Origin of the sequence: Saccharopolyspora hirsuta, from assembly GCF_008630535.1 — a bacterium.
Taxonomy (GTDB): Bacteria; Actinomycetota; Actinomycetes; order Mycobacteriales; family Pseudonocardiaceae; genus Saccharopolyspora; species Saccharopolyspora hirsuta.
The window spans coordinates 44792-62842 of sequence record NZ_VWPH01000018.1; the positions used below are offsets into that span (position 1 = coordinate 44792).

Consider the following 18051-nt stretch of genomic DNA (forward strand, 5'->3'; position numbering starts at 1 on the left):
CCCCGGCCGGAGCGGGGTCAGGACTGCCAGTGCGAGATGTCGTTCACCAACCGCACCGACGAATTCCCGTCCGGGTAGAACTCCACGATGGACAACGACGCCAGGTCCAGGTGGAGGCTGTAGAACATCTCCGGCCCCACCCCCAATGCCAGGCGCAGCAGCGCCTTGATCGGGGTCACGTGGCTCACCACGATGATCGTCCGGCCCGCGTACTCGGCCACCAGGTCGTCGCGCGCCGCCGCGACCCTCCGGTAGACCTCGTCGAGGCTCTCGCCGCCCGGGGGCACGACGCTCGGGTCGCCGAGCCATTCGCCGTGCAGCTTCGGGAACTGCTCGGAGGCCTCCTGGAAGGACAGGCCCTCCCAGTCGCCGAAGTCGGTCTCCAGCAGGCCGTCGTGGAAGTGCAGCTCGCCGCCGGTGGCGTCGACCACCGCCTGCGCGGTCTGCCGGGTGCGGGTCAGCGGCGACGCGATCACCGGCGCCACCCCGTCCGGGGTGATCACGCCGTCCATCGCCGCCAGCCGCTTGCCCGCCGCCCGCACCTGGCGCTCGCCCAGCTCGGTCAGCGCGACGTCGCCGCGCCCGGAGTAGCGGCGCTCCACCGACAGCGGGGTCTGGCCGTGCCTGAGCAGCAGCATCTTCGTGGGCGTGCCGTCGGCGCCGAGCCACCCGGCCGGTTGGATGCGTGCGCCGGGCGCGGGGTCGGCCGAACCGCCCTCCTGCTGGTCCATCGCCTCGTTCGCCAGCCGGTCCGCGTGCGCGTTCGCCGCTCGCGGCACCCACTCGAAGCCGACCCGCTCGAACTCGGCGACCAGGCTGCGGGCCTCGGCGGCCAGCGGCTGCAGGTTCGCGTGCTTGACCTTCCAGCGGCCCGCCATCTGCTCGATGACCAGCTTGGAGTCCATCCGCACGTCGACCTCGGCGGCGCCCAGCTCGGCGGCCGCGCGCAGCCCGGCGATCAGGCCCTGGTACTCCGCGACGTTGTTGGTCGCGATGCCCAGGCCGATCGAGCGCTCCGCCAGCACCGCGCCGGACGCGGCGTCGCGCACGACCGCCCCGCAGCCCGCGGGCCCGGGGTTGCCGCGCGAACCGCCGTCGGCCTCGACCAGGACCGCCGAGCTCACCGGCTCTCCCCGGTGCGCACCAGGATCGCGCCGCACTCCTCGCAGCGGACCACGTCGTCGTCGGCCGCCTCGCGCACCTCGTTCAGCGCCGTCCGGTCCAGCTCGATCCGGCACGCGCCGCAGCGGGCGCCCTGCAGCAGCCCGGCCGCGACCCCGCCCTTCGCCCGGATGCGCTCGTAGAGCGCGAGGAGGTTCTCCGGGAGCGACTTGGCGATCAGGTCGCGCTCGCCCTGGAGCCGGGCCTGCGACGACTCCAGCCCCGCGAGGGCTTCGTCGCGGCGCTCCTGCACCTCGGTCAGCCGCGCCTCGGCCTCGGTCAGCGCCTCGCGGGACTTGGTCACGTTGGTCTCCAGCGCTTCGCGCTGCTCCATGACCTCGAGCTGCTCGTCCTCCAGGACGCCCTGGCGCCGCGCCAGGGTCTGCAGCTCGTGCTCCAGGTCCTCCAGCTGCTTGGCGGAGGCTCCCGAGGCCATCAGGTCGCGGTCGCGCTGCTCCCGCTTGCGCACCTGCTCGACCTCGTTCTCCAGCCGCTTGACCTCGCGGTCGAGGTCGCTGAACGCGGTCTCGGCGACCACCAGCTCGTCGCGCTTGGCCCGCACCTCGCGCTCGGCCTCGCCGATCTGGTCCAGCTCGGGCAGCGACCGCCGACGGTGCTGGACGCGGTTGAGCTCCGCGTCCGCGTCCGCGAGATCGAGCAGCCGTCGTTGCACGGCGGGGTCGGCTTTCACGCCAGCGCCCTCCCTGGGTCGGATGCCGCACCGGCGTGGAGCGTCCACGGGTCGGTCCGGCGGGTGGAAACGAGGACTTCGACTGTATCCGGCAACGCGGCGGCCACGATGTCCGCGGCCTGCTGGCACCACGGCCACTCGCTGGCCCAGTGCGCCACGTCCACCAGCGCGGGCACCTCGGTGCCCGGCACGTCGGCGCGCGCGATGTGCTCACCCGCCGGGTGGTGCCGCAGGTCAGCGGTCACGTAGGCGTCGACCCCGGCCGCCGCGGCGGTGGCCAGGTACGAGTCGCCCGCGCCGCCGCACACCGCCACGGTGCGGATCGGGCGCTCCGGGTCACCGGCGCCGCGCACGCCCCACGCCGTGGTGGGCAGGTTGTGCGCCACGCGGGCGACGAAGTCGCGGAACGGCTCGGCCTCGGGCAGCTCGCCGATGCGCCCGAGCCCGGTGCGCGTCCCCTCGGCGTGCGGCGCCAGCGGGCGCGTCACGGTCAGGCCGATCGCTTCGGCCAGCGCGTCGGACACGCCCTGCACGGCGCTGTCGGCGTTGGTGTGCGCGCAGTACAGGCCGATGCCCGCGCGGATCAGCCGGTGCACGATGCGCCCCTTGGGGTCGTCGGCAGGCACCCCGTGCACCCCGCGCAGCAGCAGCGGGTGGTGCGAAACCAGCAGCTGCGCACCGAAATCCACCGCTTCGTCCACAGTGGCCTCGACCGGGTCGACGCAGAACAGCACCCGCTGCACCACGGCGTCCGGGTCGCCGCAGGCCAGCCCGACCGCGTCCCAGTCCTCCGCCAGACCGGCCGGGTAGGCCGCCTCCAGCGCCCCGACCACGTCCCGAATCCGAACCGCCACCGGTTCACCCCCGTCCCAGAACATCGTGAAAAGCCTTGATCAGCAAGGCGTTCTGCTCCGGGTCGCGCACCGCGACCCGGAGGTGGTCAGCACCCAGGCCGGGGAACGTGTCGCCGCGCCGCACGGCCACGCCCCGCGCCCTCAGCTCCGCCCGGACCTGCTCGCCCCCGTCCACCCGCAGCAGCAGGAACGGCGCCCGCGCGGGCAGCGCGACCCGCAGGCCCGGGATCGCGCTCAGCTCGGCGACCAGCCCGGCCCGGTGCTCCTCGAACTCGACCGCGGCCCGCTCCGACTCGGCCAGCGCGGACGGCTCGCAGCAGGCGATCACCGCTTCCAGCACCAGCGAGCTGATCGGCCAGTGCGGGCGGGTCCGGCCGAGCTCGGCGAGCAGGTCCGGCGCGCCCAGCGCGTACCCCGCGCGCAGGCCGGGCAGCCCCCACATCTTGGTCAGGCTGCGCAGCACCAGCAGCCCCGGCTCCCGGCACCCGGCCAGCGACTCCGGCTCGCCCGGCACGGTGTCGCTGAACGCCTCGTCCACGACCACGACCCGCCCCGGCCGCAGCAACCGCTTGATCTCCGCCGCCGGGTGCAGCACGGACGTCGGGTTGGTCGGGTTGCCCAGCACCACGAGGTCCGCCTGCTCGGGCACCGCGTCGGCGTCCAGCCGGTAGCCGTCGGCCGGGTCCAGCTGGACCCGGGTGACCTCGACCCCGGCGTTGCGCAGCGCCAGCTCCGGCTCGGTGAACGACGGGTGCACCAGCGCGGCCAGGCGGGGGCGCAGCGACGGCAGGAGCGCGAAGCCCTCCGCCGCGCCCGCGAGCAGCAGCACCTCGGTCGCGTCGCGGCCGTGGCGGGCGGCGGCAGCCGCGCGAGCGGCGAGGTCGTCGGCGGCCGACGGGTAGCGGCCGAGGCCGTCCAGCGCCGCCGCGAGACGCTGGCGCAGCCACGCGGGCGGGCGGTCCAGCCGGACGTTGACCGCGAAGTCGAGCAGTCCGCTCTCGGCGTCCACATCGCCGTGGTGGCGCAACAAATCCTGCTCGTGCCCGCTGCTCATCGCCGGAAGTCTAACCAGGACGGAACCACCGGCCGTGCGCCCCGAAGCCCATCCGTGATCTCCGTCCGCGCCCGCCGCCCCGGACCGGCGGTGGGCGCGGCCCGTACCCTCGGTGGACGTGCACATCTCCTTCATCTGCTCCGGCAACATCTGCCGGTCCCCGATGGCCGCGCTGGTGTTCCGGGAAGAGCTGCGCCGGGCCGGGCTGGACGGGCAGGTCGAGGTCTCCAGCGCCGGGACCGGACCCTGGCACGTGGGCGAACCCGCCGATCCGCGGACCGCGAAGGTCCTGGCCGACCACGGCTACCCGACCGAGCACGTCGCGGCGCAGATCGACGACCACCACCTGGGCGCCGACCTGCTGCTGGCGATGGACGCCGGGCACCTGCACGCGGTGCGCCGCCTCGCCGACGACCCGTCGAAGGTGCGCTTGATGCGTTCCTTCGACCCCGCTGCCGACGAGGGCGCCGAGGTCCCGGACCCGTACTACGGCGGTCCGAGCGGTTTCGACGACGTGCTGGCCATGGTCGAGGCCGCGACTCCCGGGCTGCTCGACTGGGTGCGCGAACGGCTGTGACCGCGATGCACGACGAAGCCCGAGCGGCGGTGGCGGCGATCACCGGCCGCGCACCGGTGGAGGTCCGGCAGCTCGGCGGCGGGGACACCGCGGCGGCGTTCGCGGTGCGCCTCGACGACGGCACGGCGGTGTTCGCCAAGACCGCGCCGGAGACGATGCCGGGCGCGATCGCGGCGGAAGCCGCGTCCCTGTCCTGGCTCGCCGAGCCAGGGGCGGTCGCGGTGCCCGAGGTGTTCGGGTGCTCCGAGCGCTGGCTGGTCACCGAGCACATCGCGGAATCCGCCCCCACCGCAGCAGCGGCGGAGCGGCTCGGGCGAGGCCTCGCCGAGCTGCACGCGGCCGGGGCACCGGCGTTCGGCTCCCCGCCACCGGGCGGTCCGGCCGACGCCTGGATCGGCCTCGCGCCGATGCGCAACGAACCCGCACCCGACTGGCCGACCTTCTACGCCCACCACCGGATCGAGCCCTACCTCCGGCGAGCAGTGGACTCCGGTGCGCTCAGCGCTCGGGACGGCGAGGGGATCTCGCAGGTCTGCGCGGCCATCGACAGGCTGGCGGGCCCGCCCGAACCACCTGCCCGCCTGCACGGCGACCTGTGGAGCGGCAATGTGCACTGGGCCGCGGATCAGGCCTGGCTCATCGACCCGGCGGCGCACGGGGGCCACCGCGAGACCGACCTGGCGATGCTGCACCTGTTCGGCTGCCCCCACCTGGAACGCGTCGTGGCGGCCTACCACGAGACCCGCCCGCTGGCGGACGGCTGGCGCGACCGCATCGCCCTCCACCAGCTGTTCCCGCTCCTGGTGCACGCGGTCCTCTTCGGCGGCGGCTACGCCGCCCAAGCCGCCAGCGCCGCCCGCTCCGCCCTCCGCGCGGGCTGAGGCACGTGCCACGCTCGTGGCGTTCGTTACTTCAACTGATGGGGGAAGATGCTCGTCCGCCGCGCTTACATCCCCGACGCGCAGCGCCCGGAGTCGTTCGACGCCTGGCCCTACACGGTGCCGTGCGTGGCCGAGCTCGCCGGGCGGGGCCTGACGTTCACGGCGCCGGTGACCATGCTGGTCGGTGAGAACGGGTCCGGGAAGTCCACGCTGGTCGAGGCGATCGCGGAGGGCTTCAAGCTCGATTCGCACGGCGGGCGCGCGGGCCGCAAGTACGTCAACGACCGGCCGAAGACCCCGCTCGGGGAGGTCATCGAGCTGGAGACCACCCCGGCGGGCAGCCGGATGCTCACCGGGCCGCGGTCGCGGCGCAAGGGGTTCTTCCTGCGCGCCGAGACCGCGTTCGGACTGCTCAACGCGGTCAGCGGCAAGTACGGGTACTGGGACGAGGACACCGCGGAGATGTCGCACGGCGAGGGGTTCCTGACCGTGTTCGGCGCGATGTTCCGCGAGCGCGGGTTCTACGTCATGGACGAGCCCGAGGCCGCCCTGTCGTTCGAGTCCTGCCTCAAGCTGGTGGGGCTGATGCACCAGCTCGCCGGAACCGGCGCGCAGGTGGTGTGCGCGACGCACTCGCCGATCCTGGCCGCCACCCCCGGCGCGGACATCATCGAGGTCGGCGAGCACGGCACCCGCCGCGCGAAGTGGGACGAGCTCGACCTGGTCGACCACTGGCGCCGCTACCTGACCGACCCCGACCTCTACCTGCGCCACATCACCGGGTGAAACCCGGACCAACAGCCCCATTCGGACATCGCGCGCGCGAGCTGACCTGCTAAGACGCACGTGCTCAAGGCCCCGGGGGCAGCCGAAAACCGCAGGTCAGAGTAGCTCAGCTACGGTAGGGGGCGTGCGTCTGAAGTTCTTGCTGCGACCTGGTTGGCTCGGCCTGATCGCGCTGGTCGCGGTCTTCACCACGCTGTGCTTCACCCTGCTGGCACCCTGGCAGTTCAGCCGCAGCGACGAGGCTCAGGCCCGCAACAACGCGATCTCCGAGTCGTTCCACACCCCACCGCGCCCGCTCGCCGAGGTGCTGCCCGCCGGTCAGGTTCCGGACCAGCGCACCGAGTGGACGCAGGTGCTGCTGCGCGGCCAGTACCTGCCCGGGGGCGAGACGCTGGGGTGGCAGCGCACCGTGCTGGGCGAGCCCGCGTTCGAGGTGCTGACCCCGTTCCGGCTGGACGACGGCACGACGGTGCTGGTCAACCGCGGGTACATCCGGCCCGTGGACGGCACCCGGACCCCGGCCTACGCCGCGCCGCCGACCGGCGAGGTGACCCTCACCGCGCGCGTCCGCACCGATGAGCACGACAGCAAGCAGCGCCCGCTGTTCGAGCACGACGGGCACCGCTGGGCCTACGCGCTGAACTCCCGGACCATCTCCGAGGGCACCGGCATCGACCTGCGCCCCGGCTACTTCGCCCTCAACGAGGGCCAGCCCGGCGTGCTCGGCGCGCTGCCGCTGCCCCGCCTGGAATCGGGACCGTACTTCTCCTACGCGCTGCAGTGGATCGCCTTCGGCATCATGGCGATCATCGCCATCGCCTACCTGATCTACTCGGAGCTGCGCCCCGGCGCCCGCCCGGCCTGGCGCGAGGGCGCCGAGCCCGCGGAGGGCGAGAAGCCGGTCCGCCGCAAGAAGATGTCGGTGGCCGAAGCGATCGCCGAGGACGAGCGCCGAGAGCGAGAAGAAGCCGAACGCCGCGAGCGCGAAGCCACGAACACCTCCGACGCGGAACCGAGCAACAGGCCCTGACCAACCCGGTCACGCCCGTCCGAGGACGTCCCGTCCATCCACAGTCTCAATTGGAACCGCAGGTTCCCCGCAGGCCGGACCACAGTTTCAACTGAAACCGCGGATGTCCCGCAGGCCAGATCACAGTTTCAGTTGAAACTGCGCCCCTCACGGCGTGTCGTGGCCTGACACGCCGACGGCTGCGGGCCACTCATGCGATTTCAATGAGCCTTTTTCATCCTGTCCGTGGACCGCAGCTGCGAAGGGCGACCGGCACCGGTCGGCAGGTGTCGCATGCGCCGCAGGCGCATAACCCACCCTCGCAGCTCGCACCGCCGCGGGTTCTCAGCGTTCGCCTGGCGAGGACGGCCCGGCTGCCGTGTATTGGCATACATAAAGCCGGGCACCCGCAGTCCAGGCGGGCGCTGAGGTTCCGCCACCGGCACCGCCACCCAGAACGAGGTTGGAAAAACCTCATTGAAATCGCATGGGTCCTGGCTGGAGGTCGGAGCAGGTGGGGTTGAGACGGGGGTCAGCGGCGGTTGCGGCGGAGGGCTCGGGTCAGGGCGAAGCCCGCCGCCAGGACACCGGTCACGGTGCCGATCACACGGGAGAGCTCGACGCTGCGGGTCACGTCACCGGCGTCCGCCGTGCGGCCCTCGCCGAGCACCGGGCGCTGCTCCACGACGTGCCCGTACACCGTCCGGCCGCCGAGGCGGATCTGGAGCGCCCCGGCGAAGGCCGCCTCGATCTGCCCGGCGTTGGGGCTCGGGTGCGCCGAGGCGTCCCGGCGCCAGGTGCGCCACGCACCCTTGGCCGAGCCGCCGACCACCGGCGCGCACGCCGAGGTCAGCACCGCCGCCAGGCGGGAGGGCACCAGGTTGAGCAGGTCGTCCAGCCGCGCGGAGGCCCAGCCGAAGTTGCGGTAGCGGGGCGAGCGGTGGCCGACCATCGCGTCGAGGGTGTTCGCCGCGCGGTAGGCGACCAGCCCGGGGATGCCTGCGACCGCACCCCACACCAGGGGCGCGACCACGGCGTCGGAGGTGTTCTCCGCCACCGACTCGACAGTGGCGCGGGCCAGCCCCTGGCCGTCCAGCACGGCGGAGTCGCGGCCGCACAGGTTGCGCAGCCGGTCGCGGGCCGCGTCGATCTCACCCGCGTCGAGCAGCCGGGCCATCGCGGTGCCCTCGTCGGCCAGCGAGGACCCGCCGAGCACCACCCAGGTCACCAGGCCGGTCGCGGCCGCTTCCAGCACCGGGCTGCGCTTCGACAGCCGCTGCGCGAGCACCCCCAGCCCGACCGTGCCGCCGACCAGCACCCCGGTGTAGATCACCCCGGCGAACCGCTGGTCGCGGTGCAGCACGCGCTCGGCGGCCTGCGCCGCCTTGCCGAAGACCGCGACCGGGTGTCCGCGCTGCGGGTCGCCGAGCGCCGCGTCCGCGGCCACGCCGAGTAAGAGTCCGACCGCCCGTCCCGCGCTCACCGGTGCCGTTCCTCCAGATCGATCTGCCGGGGCCTCCCCCGCGCGCGAAGCTGCCCCGAAACGCTACCCCCGAGGCCGGTGCGGCCGGTCACCGCATGGCCAGGTGACCGGCCGTGTCCGGCCCACGGGATATCGTGGCGGACCGTGACGGCCCCGGACCACGAAGCCGATGTGCTGCGCGCGGGCGTCGCGGGTACCGCGGCGGACGTGCCTGCGCACGCGCTCGACGACACCCGCGACGACGGGCAGCGCCTGCAGCTGTTCGCCTACCTGCAGGCGCCCGAGCACCGCACCTACCTGGCGATCATGCGGCTGTTCACCTCGACGCTGCTGGCGGACCTGTCCGCGGGCGAGGTGGGCGCCGCGCTGGCCGCCGCCGAGCGGGAGGGCCGGGTGGCGCCCGGCGAGTCCGATGTGGACACCGTCATCGACCGGCTCAAGCGGCTGGTGAAGTGGGGCAACCTGGTGGTGGGTCGGCGCGAGACGATCGCGTCGAGCATCGCCGAATTCCAGCACGGCAGCGTGCGCTACCAGGTCAGCAAGCTCGCGGTCCGCGTCCAGCGGGACGTCGACGCGCTGCTGCGGGTGCCGGAGGGCGCGCGCGAGGTGTCCCGTGAGCTGCTGCCCGCCATCGACCGCGGGCTGGCCGGGATCGGCAGCGCGCTGTCCGAGGCGCTGGCCGCCGAGGGCCGCGACCCGCGGGCCAAGGCCGCGCGGCAGGCCCGGGAGCGGCTCGCCGAGCAGGTCACCACGGTGTTCCTGCAGCACGCGGAGCTGGCCGCCACGGTCCGCGACTTCTACGCCTACCTGGGCCAGGTGGTGACCCGCCACCAGCTGGCGCCGGAGGAGATCTCCGGGTTCCGGAACCTGCTGGTCGAGTACATCCAGATGGTCGTCGAGGACGTGCTGCGGCACACCGAGACCATCGCCGGTTCGCTGGCGGGCCTGGCCGGGGTCCGCGGCGAGCTGCTGCGCCTGCTCGGCCCGGCCGACCAGCTGGGCACCGACGTGGAGCGGGCGCGCGGGCGCACCGCGGCGGACTGGCAGGAGCTCACCGACTGGTTCGTGGACTCCCCGGGTCGCCCCAGCCAGGTCGCCGCGCTGCGGGAGGCCACCGCGCGGGCCATCGGCTCGCTGCTGGCCAGCGTGAAGCGGGCCACCTCCGGCGGCGGGCTGGTGCCGGGGCGCCGCGGCGAGCTGCTGAAGCTGGCGAAGTGGTTCGACGGCGCCGACGACGCCACCGCGCACCAGCTGTACTCGGCCGCGTTCGGCCTGCACTCGGCCCGCCACCTGCAGCCCGCGCCGGACTACGACACCGACAACGACAAGGTGTCCTGGCGCGACGGCCCGGTCCTCGACGTCACGGTCAGCGTGCGCAGCCGCGGCGACCGCGGCGCGCGGGGCCGGACCTCGCGGGTGCTCGACGACCCGATGACCGAGGAAACCCTGCTCGCCCAAGCGCGCGAGGCCGACCAGAAGCGCAGCGCAGCGGTCGCGGAACTCGCGGCGGCCGGTCCGCGGCTGGGCGAGGAGCAGCTGTCCCCCGACGCGCTCGGCGTGCTGTGCGAGCTGCTGACCCTGGCGATGGCGCAGCGCGAAGGTTCCGACGAGCAGGGCACCGCGCTCGACCCGGTGCACCGCCTGCGCGTCACCGTGCGGCCGGTGGCCGGGCAGCACACCGAGATCGCCAGCGCGGCGGGTGTGCTGACGCTGCGCGACACGGTGCTGGAACTCAGCGGGGACGGCGCGATCCCGCAGGAGCAGGGGGCCGCCCGATGACCACGACCTTCGACGAGCTGCCCGACATCGACGCGGCGAACGTCGTCCGCTGCGCGCGGGTGCTGCTGCGCCGCCCGCTGCTGCGCGCCGGTGGCCCGGACGGCGACCTGCTGCCGATGATCTACCGGCAGCGCGCGGTGCTGCAGGAGGTGTTCTCCTCGCTGCTGGGCTACCGGCTGGTGGTGGAGCGGCGCTTCGCCCGGCTGTACAAGTCGGGCGCGGGCGAGGACACCACCCGCGGCGAGGCGTCGCTGAGCCCGCGCGGCTACGCCTACCTGGCGCTGACGCTGGCCGCGCTGACCGGCATCGGCCGCCAGGTGCTGCTCTCGCGGCTGGTCAGCGACGTCCGCGCCGCCGCGGCGGAAGCCGAGATCAGCGTGGTCGACGACCCGGCGGACCGGCGCGCGCTCACCGCCGCGCTGCGGCAGCTGGTGGCGCTGGGCGTGATCACCGAGACCGAGGGCTCGGTCACCGCCGAGTCGTCCGCGGAAGCGCTGATCACCATCGACACCGACCTGCTCGGGCAGCTCGTCGCCGGACCGCTCGCCGAGGCCGACAGCCCCGCGCAGCTGATCGAGCTGGCCGGAGCGGCCGGGCCCCGCAACATCGAGCACGCGGTGCGGCGGCGGCTGGTCGAGGACCCGGTGGTGCTCTACAGCGATCTCCCGGCCGAGCAGGCGAGCTGGCTGCGCGAGCACGTGACCGGCGAATCCCGCCGGTTGGAGCGGTTCTTCGGGCTGGTCAGCGAGTGCCGCGCCGAGGGCGTGGTGGTCTGCGACCCGGAGGACTACCTGACCGACGTGGCCTTCCCGGGACCCGGCACGGTGGCCCGCATCGCGCTGCTGGCGCTGCCGGAGCTGCTGTCCCGGTCCGATCCGGACGCCGCCGGGAAGCACCCGGTGACCTGGCAGGATCTCACCGACGTGTGCCAGGAGCTGGTCGACGCCTACCCTGCCGCGTGGTCCCGGGCGGCCACCGAGGACCACCAGGAGCTGGTGCACTCCGTGGTGGCGCTGCTGCGTCGGCTCGGCCTGCTGCAGGACGCCGGCGGGAGCTGGCTGCTCGGTCCGGCCGCGCACCGCTGGCTGCCGCAGCCGGACGCCACCCCGGCGCCGAACCGGGAGCCGGAGCCGCCCGCGCCGGAGCCACCGGGCTGGTCGCTGTTTGACGAGATGGTGTTGGACGAGGAGCAGGGGGAACAGCGGTGAGCCAGGAGAGCACGGGGGCCGCGGCGAACCGCTGGCGGCTGCACCGCGGCGGGATCGTCAACATCTGGCAGTACGCCGAGACGACCTTCGACCTCGACGGCGGGCGGGCGATCTTCCAGGGCACCAACGGTTCCGGCAAGTCCCGCACCCTGGAGCTGCTGCTGCCGCTGTGCCTGGACGGCGATCTGCGGCAGCTGGGGTCCAAGGGCTTCGACACGGTCAGCATCCGGCGGCTGATGCTCGACGAGTACCCGGGCGGGCCGAACCGGATCGGCTACGCCTGGATCGAGCTGCGCCGGGAGAACCCCGACGGCGGCGAGGAATTCCTGACCTGCGGGGTCGGGGTGAAGGCCTCCAAGACCTCGCAGTCGATCAGCGACTCGTGGCGGTTCATCACCAGCCGCCGGGTGGGCATCAACCTGCACCTGGTCGGCGCGGACCGGGTGCCGCTGGGTTCGGCGCAGCTGCGCGACCTGCTCGGCGCCGACTGCGTGCTGGACGACCAGGCGTTCCGCGCCAAGGTCGCGGCCACCGTCTACGGCGTGCCCGCCGCCCGCTACGGCGACCTGCTGCACCTGCAGCGCACGCTGCGCAACCCCGACGTCGGGCTGAAGGTGCTGGAGGGGCAGCTGGAGCAGATCCTCTCCGACGCCCTCCCGCCGCTGGACGCCGGTCTGATCGAGCGGCTGGCCACCTCCTTCGACGACCTGGAGTCGATCCGGGAGAACATCGTCCGGCTGACCGGAGCGGACAAGGCGCTGACGGCGTTCCTGTCCACCTACTCCGGCTACGCGTTCGGCGCGCTGCGCGACCGGGCCGAGGCGATGCGCACCGCCCAGCAGAAGCTGCGGGCGCTGCGCAAGGAGCTCTCCAGCTTGGAGAAGCAGGTCGCCGACAAGCAGCAGGACCGGGAGACCGCGGAGCGGACGATCGCCGAGCTGGAGCAGCGCGAGGCCGAGCTGGAGTCCAGCATCGACGCCCTGCGCTCCCACCCCGCCTACTCCGAGCTGCAGAACCTGCGCGACCGCGAGCAGCTGGTGGAGAGCGCCCGCAGCTCGGCGGTGTCCGCGCTGGACACCGCGGCCAAGCACCGCGCGCAGGAGCACCGGTCGGCGGAGTCGCTCGTGGGCGTGCTGCGGCGGTTGTCCGGTGACACCGAGGCAGCCGGTCAGGCGGCCGCGCGAGCCGCGCAGCAGCTGTCCACCGCGGGTCTGGACGGATCGCTGGTGCCGCGACCACCGGCGATCCCGGCCGCGGAGCTGCGCGCCGAGCAGGCCGAGGTGCGCACCTCGCCGGAGCCGGATGCCGTGCCGGAGGCGGTGCAGCGCGCCGTCGCACCGCAGCTGGACGCCGAGTCGCTCGCCGCGGAATTCCGCGCTGTGGTGGCGAATTCGCAGCAGATCGCCGCCGCCGCCCGGCAGCGCTCGGCGCTGACGCTCGCGCTGCACCAGCAGGCCGTGGAGCTGGACGCCGAGCAGGACAAGGTCTCCGAGCTGCAGCGGCTGGCCCGGCAGGCGCAGCTGACCGCGACCGAAGCGGCCGGGCGGCGCAACCAGGCCCAGCAGGAGCTCTCCGACGCGGCCGCGGTCTGGGTGGAGCGGGCGCAGAAGTGGGCCGCCGCATGGCCGTCCACTGCGGAGGACCCGGCGCCGGAACCGCCCGCCGCCGACGAGATCGCCGAGGACCGCACCGCGACCCGGCAGGCCCGCGAGCAGGCGCGGCGCTGGGCGCGACCGCAGCTGCACGAAGCGCGCCGCCAGGTGTCCGCCGTCGAGCAGGAGATCTCCGAGCTGCGCGCGGAATCCCGCACCCGGGAGCAGGAGCTGGCCGAACTCCGCGCCGGTCACGAGCAGCACCCGGCCCGGCCCGGCTGGGCGGACGCCGAGCGGGACCCGAACCGCGGCCGCGCCTTCTACGAGCTGGTCGACTTCCAGCCGTCGGTGAGCCCGGAGGACCGGGCGGGGCTGGAGGCGGCGCTGCAGTCCAGCGGCCTGCTCAACGCGTGGGTCACCGCCGACGGCGCGGTGCCCGGCCTGGCCGACCTGCTCGCCGAACCCGCGGACCCGAGCACCGGCGGCACGCTCGCCGACCTGCTCTCCCCCGCCGCCGTGACGGACTGCCCGGTCCCACCGGAGCGGGTCGCCGCGCTGCTCGCCGCGGTGTCCACCGACGGCGGTGCGGGGCTTTCGGTGTCGGTCGACGGAACCTGGCGCGCCGGAGTGCTGTCCGGCGCATGGCGCAAGGACGCCGCGGAGTACGTCGGAGCGGGCGCCCGCGAAGCGGCCCGCGCGCGGCGCATCGCGGAGCTGGAGGAGGACCTCGCGCGGCTGCGCGCCGAGATCGGCGAAGCCGAGCGGCGGCACCGCGAGGCGTCCGGGCACGCGGCGGAGCTGGAGCAGCACCTGGAGTCCTACCCGGACGACGGCGACCTGCTCACCGCGCACGCGAAGCTGACCACCGCGATCGAGGCCGCCGCGGACAGCGAGCAGAAGGTGGTGCAGCTGCGCGAGCAGCACGAGAGCGCCGACCAGCGCTGGCAGGCGGCGCACGCCGAGCTGGTGCGCTCGGCGGGCGAGGCGGACCTGCCCGCCGACACGCGGGCGCTCGACGCCGCGCACCGGGCCGCCATCGACGCCCGCAGCGGGATCGACGCGCTGCGCGAGGCGATCGAGTCGCGCTGCCTGCCGACGCTGGCCGACCTGCAGGAGATCTCCCTGCACCACGACGTCGCCATCGCCGACCGGATGGAAGCCGAGTCGCAGGCCGAGCAGCGCTGTGCCGCGTACGCCGAGCAGGCCACCGGGCTGGCCGAGCTGACCTCGGCCGTCGGCGGCGAGGCGCAGGAGATCTCGGACAAGGTGAGCGCTTTCGAGCGCGAGCGCGCCGAGCTGCGCAAGCAGCTGCCGCAGGCGCGGGAGCAGATCAGCTCGCTGCGCGAGGCCGCGGCGCGGCTGGAGACCCAGCTGGAGAACAAGCAGTCGCAGCTGGCGGGCCGCGAGCAGGACGCGTCGTCGGCGACCGAGACCTTCCAGCAGGCACTGCGCATCCCCGGCCTGTGGTCGGCCGCCGAGGTCGCCGAGGAGCTGCCCGCCGAGCTCGACGAAGCCGCCGCGCTGCTCACCTCCGCTGAGCGGCGCGGATCGTCGGAGGCCACCGTGCTCAACCGGCTGCAGACCCTGCAGCACTCGCTGAGCGGCAACTACGACATCACCGCCGCCGACCAGCACGGCCTGCTCACGGTGACCGTCACCGGCGAGGAGGGGCCGCAGCCGGTGGCCGAGGCGGCGCGCCGGGTCGGCGAGCGGCTCGGCGAGCAGCGGGGCTACCTCAACGAGCGCTACCAGTCGATCTTCGCCGACTACCTGATCCGCGACCTGGCGGAGCGCCTGCGCGGGCAGATGTCCATCGCCGAGGACCTGTGCAAGCGGATGAACGAGGTGCTCGACGGCGCCCGCTCCAGCCAGGGCGTGCACGTCCAGCTGGACTGGCAGCCGTCGGCGGCGCTGGGCGACGACATCAAGCAGGCGATCGACCTGGTGCGCACCCCGTTCGCGGACCGCAGCGACGACCAGGACAGCCTGCTGCGCCGGGTGTTCACCGACCTCATCGAGGCCGAGCGGGACAGCACGTCCGGCGGCTACGCGGAGATCCTGGCCCGAGCGCTGGACTACCGCTCCTGGTTCGCGTTCACCGTGCGGGTCCGCGACACCGGCCCGGACGGCAAACCCCGGGTGCGGCGCCTGCGCCAGCTGTCCTCCGGCGAAACGCGCCTGATCTCGTACGTGACGCTGTTCGCGGCAGCGGCGGCGTTCTACGACGCGGTCAGCGTCTCCTCGGACGGCCGCGGCCCGCTGCGCCTGGTGCTGCTGGACGAGGCGTTCGAGCGCCTGGACGACCCGACGATCGCGCGCATGCTGGGCCTGCTGGTCGACCTGGACATGGACTGGCTGATCACCTGGCCCAGCGGCTGGGGAGTCTCGCCGAAGATCCCGAAGATGCACATCTACGACGTCCTCCGCCCCCGCAGCGGCCACGGCATCGCCTGCACCCACACGACCTGGACGGGCACGGCCCTCCACCGCACGGACGCCTGACGCGACGTTGCGCCGATTTCGTGCGAAATCGGCGCAACGCGGGACCCCAAGGATCAGCGGCGCTGTGGTGCGGCTTGGGGCGCAGCGGTGATACCGGGGTGGGGTTGGCGCGGAGAGGTGCCGTTGGGTGCCGGGTCACGTCGGGTTCAAAGCGGTGGGTGCTCGGCTCGGGGTGACGCAATTTCAATCGAAATTGCACCGTTCCCGACGCAACCTGCGGTGCCGAGGTGGGCAATTTCAATCGAAATTGCAGTCGTCACCACTTCGCGCTCGGCGGGCGGCGGTCGGTGGTGATGTCCGCTGGCGGCACCCCTGGTACCGACGCTACCGGCGGACCCCAGACCGTGCGATCGGAGCCTCGACTGCTCCCAAGGCGACGCCCCGATCCCACCGGGAACCGGATATCACCTCCTTCGGAGCGGCGGTGAGGGCCGTGATTTCGATTGAAATTGGCGCACCTCACCACCGCGGGTTCCGCCGAAAACGCAACGGTGCCAATTTCGATTGAAATTGCGTCACCCAACGCAACCCCCTACCGCTTCGAACCCGAAAGCAACCCCGCACCCCGCGGCACCCCTCCGCACCAACTCCACCCGGTATCACCACCGATGGTCCGGTCACGGCGCACGGCCCGAACCCCTTGGCGGGCGCGAGAAAGCGTTCGCCCATGATGCTTCGGGAACAACGGCGAGCGGGGAGGTTGTCAGGTGGGCGTTGCGGACGACGTTCGCGCTGTGTGGGGAGTCGAGGCCCTGCGCGGGTTGTGGGAGAAGGCACGAGAGGCGTTGGAGTCACCTAAGCCTCCGGCGACGTTTCGGTTGGAGTTGCCCGACGACGAAGCTCGAAGGCTCGTCGGCGAGGTCTACGGGCGGCCGATGTGGGGACAGGGGACTCGGATCAGCGTGTCCAAATTGGACTCCGCAGTGCGCGGGAGCCGGTTCGGGTTGGAGCTCGCAGAAGTTCTGGAGATCCTGCACGGGCGGCCGGTGGGACAACGCGAGTCCGGTTCGGCCGACGAGCAGCAGGATCCGACGGTCGAGACGCTGCGCTCGGCGCTGGCGGAGCGCGGGCTCGCCGATGCGGATTGGGCCGCGCCGTGGATGCAGTGGATCCACCAGTACGGGCGGGTCGCGGCCGACGAACTGCCCACCATCGCGCGGCGCGCCGCCGGAGTCCTGTCCGCGCTCGCCCTGGACCGCGCGCCCGAGACGTGGATCTCGCGCGGCGAGCTCGCCGCGAGGGTTGGTGGAGCGCACCAGCTCGACAACGGCACGACGTTGAGCCGGGTCGTGCTCAAGGCCGCTGCGTTGGCCCACGGTGTCGAATCGCCCGGCAACGAGCGGGAGCGGCGGGCTTTGTGGGAGCGCTGCGGGGTCACGCTCGACGCTGTTTCCGCGACCGTGCTCTGCTGGGCTCTGCCGCTGGCCGGTTCCGATGACTGGTCGCGCAGCGTCCGGCAGCGGTTCGCGATCGGGCTCCCGGCGCACCTGACCCACCTCGACCTGCGCACCGCTCCGGCGCGGTTGGTCGAGCCCGGTACCGCCGTCGCCGTGTGCGAGAACCCGCGAGTGCTGGAGTCCGCCGCCGAGGAGCGCATCGAGCACCCCGTGGTGTGCTTGTCCGGCCATCCGACGACCGTCGCGCTGACCCTGCTGGACCGGCTGGTCGCCGACGGCGCGACGCTGCACCACCACGGGGACTTCGACTGGGCCGGTGTCGGCATCACCCGATCGCTCTGGGAGCACCACGGCGTCCGGCCGTGGCGGATGTCGGCCGGGGACTACCGCGAGGCGCTCGACCGGGCGGCCGCGGACCGCACCGACCTGCCGAACCTCGTCGGCGCTCCGGTGGGGACTCCGTGGGATCCGGCGCTGGCCGAGCTCATGTCCACCGCGGCGCGCGCCGTCGAGGAGGAGGTCGTGCTGCCGGCGCTCCTCGCCGACCTCCGGGCCGGGCTCACAGCAGCTGGTACATGACGTGCAGGCCGACGTAGCCGTGCTCCGGGTGGCGGAAGGCCTGCGGCAGCGTGGCGACGATCTCCATGCCCAGCGAGCGCCACAGCGCGACCGCCCGGGTGTTGGTCTCCACCACGGCGTTGAACTGCATGGCGCGGAACCCGTCGGCCCGCGCCCGGTCCAGCACGTGCTGCCCCAGCGCGCGACCGACACCTCGCCCGGCGTGCGCCGGGTCGACCATGAAGCTCGCGGTCGCGACGTGCCCGGCCGGGCCCTCGTGGTTCGGCCCGGACACCGCGGTGCCGAGCACGGTGCCGCCGTCCACCGCCACCACCGTGCGGCCCGGCGGCGCCGGGAACCAGCGCTGCCGGGCCCGCTGCTCGGAGATGTCGCGGTCCCAGGAGAAGGTCTCCCCCGCCGCCGCGATGTCCCGCATGAAGGGCCAGATCGACGGCCAGTCCCGAGGATCAGCGTCACGCACTCGCACGACCAGTAGCTTCGCCCACCGGGACGACCGCG

At 73.5% G+C, this 18051-nt stretch carries 14 protein-coding genes; 8 read left to right on the plus strand and 6 right to left on the minus strand.

Annotated features, from left to right (window positions below; all coding sequences use genetic code 11):
* Positions 1-17: 17 nt before the first annotated feature.
* Genes F1721_RS30900 through cobC form a run of 4 tightly spaced genes read right to left on the minus strand, consistent with a single transcriptional unit; the run spans position 18 to position 3760 of the window.
* The gene (locus tag F1721_RS30900) at positions 18-1124 is read right to left on the minus strand and encodes a bifunctional RNase H/acid phosphatase (protein WP_150070364.1); all 1107 of its coding nucleotides are present in this window, start codon (positions 1122-1124) and stop codon (positions 18-20) included.
* Positions 1121-1852 (minus strand): zinc ribbon domain-containing protein, encoded by a 732-nt coding sequence (locus F1721_RS30905; RefSeq protein ID WP_150070365.1) that lies wholly within the window; start codon positions 1850-1852, stop codon positions 1121-1123. The genes F1721_RS30900 and F1721_RS30905 overlap by 4 nt, the downstream gene beginning before the upstream one ends.
* Positions 1849-2706: a Nif3-like dinuclear metal center hexameric protein gene (locus F1721_RS30910; RefSeq protein ID WP_246155410.1), complete on the minus strand. Its 858-nt coding sequence runs from the start codon at positions 2704-2706 to the stop codon at positions 1849-1851. The genes F1721_RS30905 and F1721_RS30910 overlap by 4 nt, the downstream gene beginning before the upstream one ends.
* Positions 2707-2710: 4 nt before the next feature.
* Positions 2711-3760, minus strand: coding sequence for an Rv2231c family histidinol phosphate aminotransferase CobC (gene cobC / locus F1721_RS30915; RefSeq protein WP_150070367.1), 1050 nt, complete (start codon positions 3758-3760; stop codon positions 2711-2713).
* 118 nt (positions 3761-3878) lie between these two features.
* On the opposite strand from cobC, the gene F1721_RS30920 reads away from it, so the two are divergent.
* From F1721_RS30920 to F1721_RS30935, 4 genes are all read left to right on the plus strand, one after another.
* On the plus strand, positions 3879-4337 hold the full coding sequence (locus tag F1721_RS30920; RefSeq protein ID WP_150070368.1) for a low molecular weight protein-tyrosine-phosphatase: 459 nt from the start codon (positions 3879-3881) through the stop codon (positions 4335-4337).
* A 5-nt stretch (positions 4338-4342) separates the two neighbouring features.
* Positions 4343-5218: a fructosamine kinase family protein gene (locus tag F1721_RS30925; protein ID WP_150070465.1), complete on the plus strand. Its 876-nt coding sequence runs from the start codon at positions 4343-4345 to the stop codon at positions 5216-5218.
* Between the two features lie 48 nt (positions 5219-5266).
* On the plus strand, positions 5267-6004 hold the full coding sequence (locus F1721_RS30930) for an AAA family ATPase (RefSeq protein ID WP_150070369.1): 738 nt from the start codon (positions 5267-5269) through the stop codon (positions 6002-6004).
* A 124-nt stretch (positions 6005-6128) separates the two neighbouring features.
* The gene (locus tag F1721_RS30935; RefSeq protein WP_150070370.1) at positions 6129-7034 is read left to right on the plus strand and encodes an SURF1 family cytochrome oxidase biogenesis protein; all 906 of its coding nucleotides are present in this window, start codon (positions 6129-6131) and stop codon (positions 7032-7034) included.
* A 511-nt stretch (positions 7035-7545) separates the two neighbouring features.
* Here the strand turns inward: F1721_RS30935 and F1721_RS30940 are convergent.
* Complete coding sequence (locus tag F1721_RS30940; RefSeq protein WP_150070371.1) at positions 7546-8496, minus strand: cobalamin biosynthesis protein; 951 nt, start codon at positions 8494-8496, stop codon at positions 7546-7548.
* Positions 8497-8640: 144 nt separating this feature from the next.
* Here F1721_RS30940 and F1721_RS30945 point away from each other — a divergent pair, with 144 nt between their 5' ends.
* From F1721_RS30945 to F1721_RS30960, 4 genes are all read left to right on the plus strand, one after another.
* Complete coding sequence (locus tag F1721_RS30945) at positions 8641-10275, plus strand: TIGR02677 family protein (protein ID WP_150070372.1); 1635 nt, start codon at positions 8641-8643, stop codon at positions 10273-10275.
* The gene (locus F1721_RS30950) at positions 10272-11483 is read left to right on the plus strand and encodes a TIGR02678 family protein (RefSeq protein WP_150070373.1); all 1212 of its coding nucleotides are present in this window, start codon (positions 10272-10274) and stop codon (positions 11481-11483) included. Before F1721_RS30945 ends, F1721_RS30950 begins: the two co-directional genes overlap by 4 nt.
* A complete protein-coding gene (locus F1721_RS30955) occupies positions 11480-15577 on the plus strand; it encodes a TIGR02680 family protein (RefSeq protein WP_150070374.1) in 4098 nt (1365 codons plus the stop codon). The genes F1721_RS30950 and F1721_RS30955 overlap by 4 nt, the downstream gene beginning before the upstream one ends.
* Positions 15578-16311: 734 nt before the next feature.
* Positions 16312-17553, plus strand: coding sequence for a TIGR02679 family protein (locus F1721_RS30960; protein ID WP_246155421.1), 1242 nt, complete (start codon positions 16312-16314; stop codon positions 17551-17553).
* Here the strand turns inward: F1721_RS30960 and F1721_RS30965 are convergent.
* A complete protein-coding gene (locus F1721_RS30965; RefSeq protein WP_150070376.1) occupies positions 17534-18019 on the minus strand; it encodes a GNAT family N-acetyltransferase in 486 nt (161 codons plus the stop codon). The two genes, F1721_RS30960 and F1721_RS30965, sit on opposite strands and share 20 nt — an antisense overlap.
* Positions 18020-18051 lie beyond the last annotated feature (32 nt).

Excerpts from the sequence above, each read along its gene's own strand:
- cobC (WP_150070367.1), bottom strand. The coding sequence starts at position 3,760 with ATGAGCAGCGGGCACGAGCAGGATTTGTTGCGCCACCACGGCGATGTG.
- F1721_RS30925 (WP_150070465.1), top strand. The coding sequence starts at position 4,343 with ATGCACGACGAAGCCCGAGCGGCGGTGGCGGCGATCACCGGCCGCGCA.
- F1721_RS30930 (WP_150070369.1), top strand. The coding sequence starts at position 5,267 with ATGCTCGTCCGCCGCGCTTACATCCCCGACGCGCAGCGCCCGGAGTCG.
- F1721_RS30950 (WP_150070373.1), top strand. The coding sequence starts at position 10,272 with ATGACCACGACCTTCGACGAGCTGCCCGACATCGACGCGGCGAACGTC.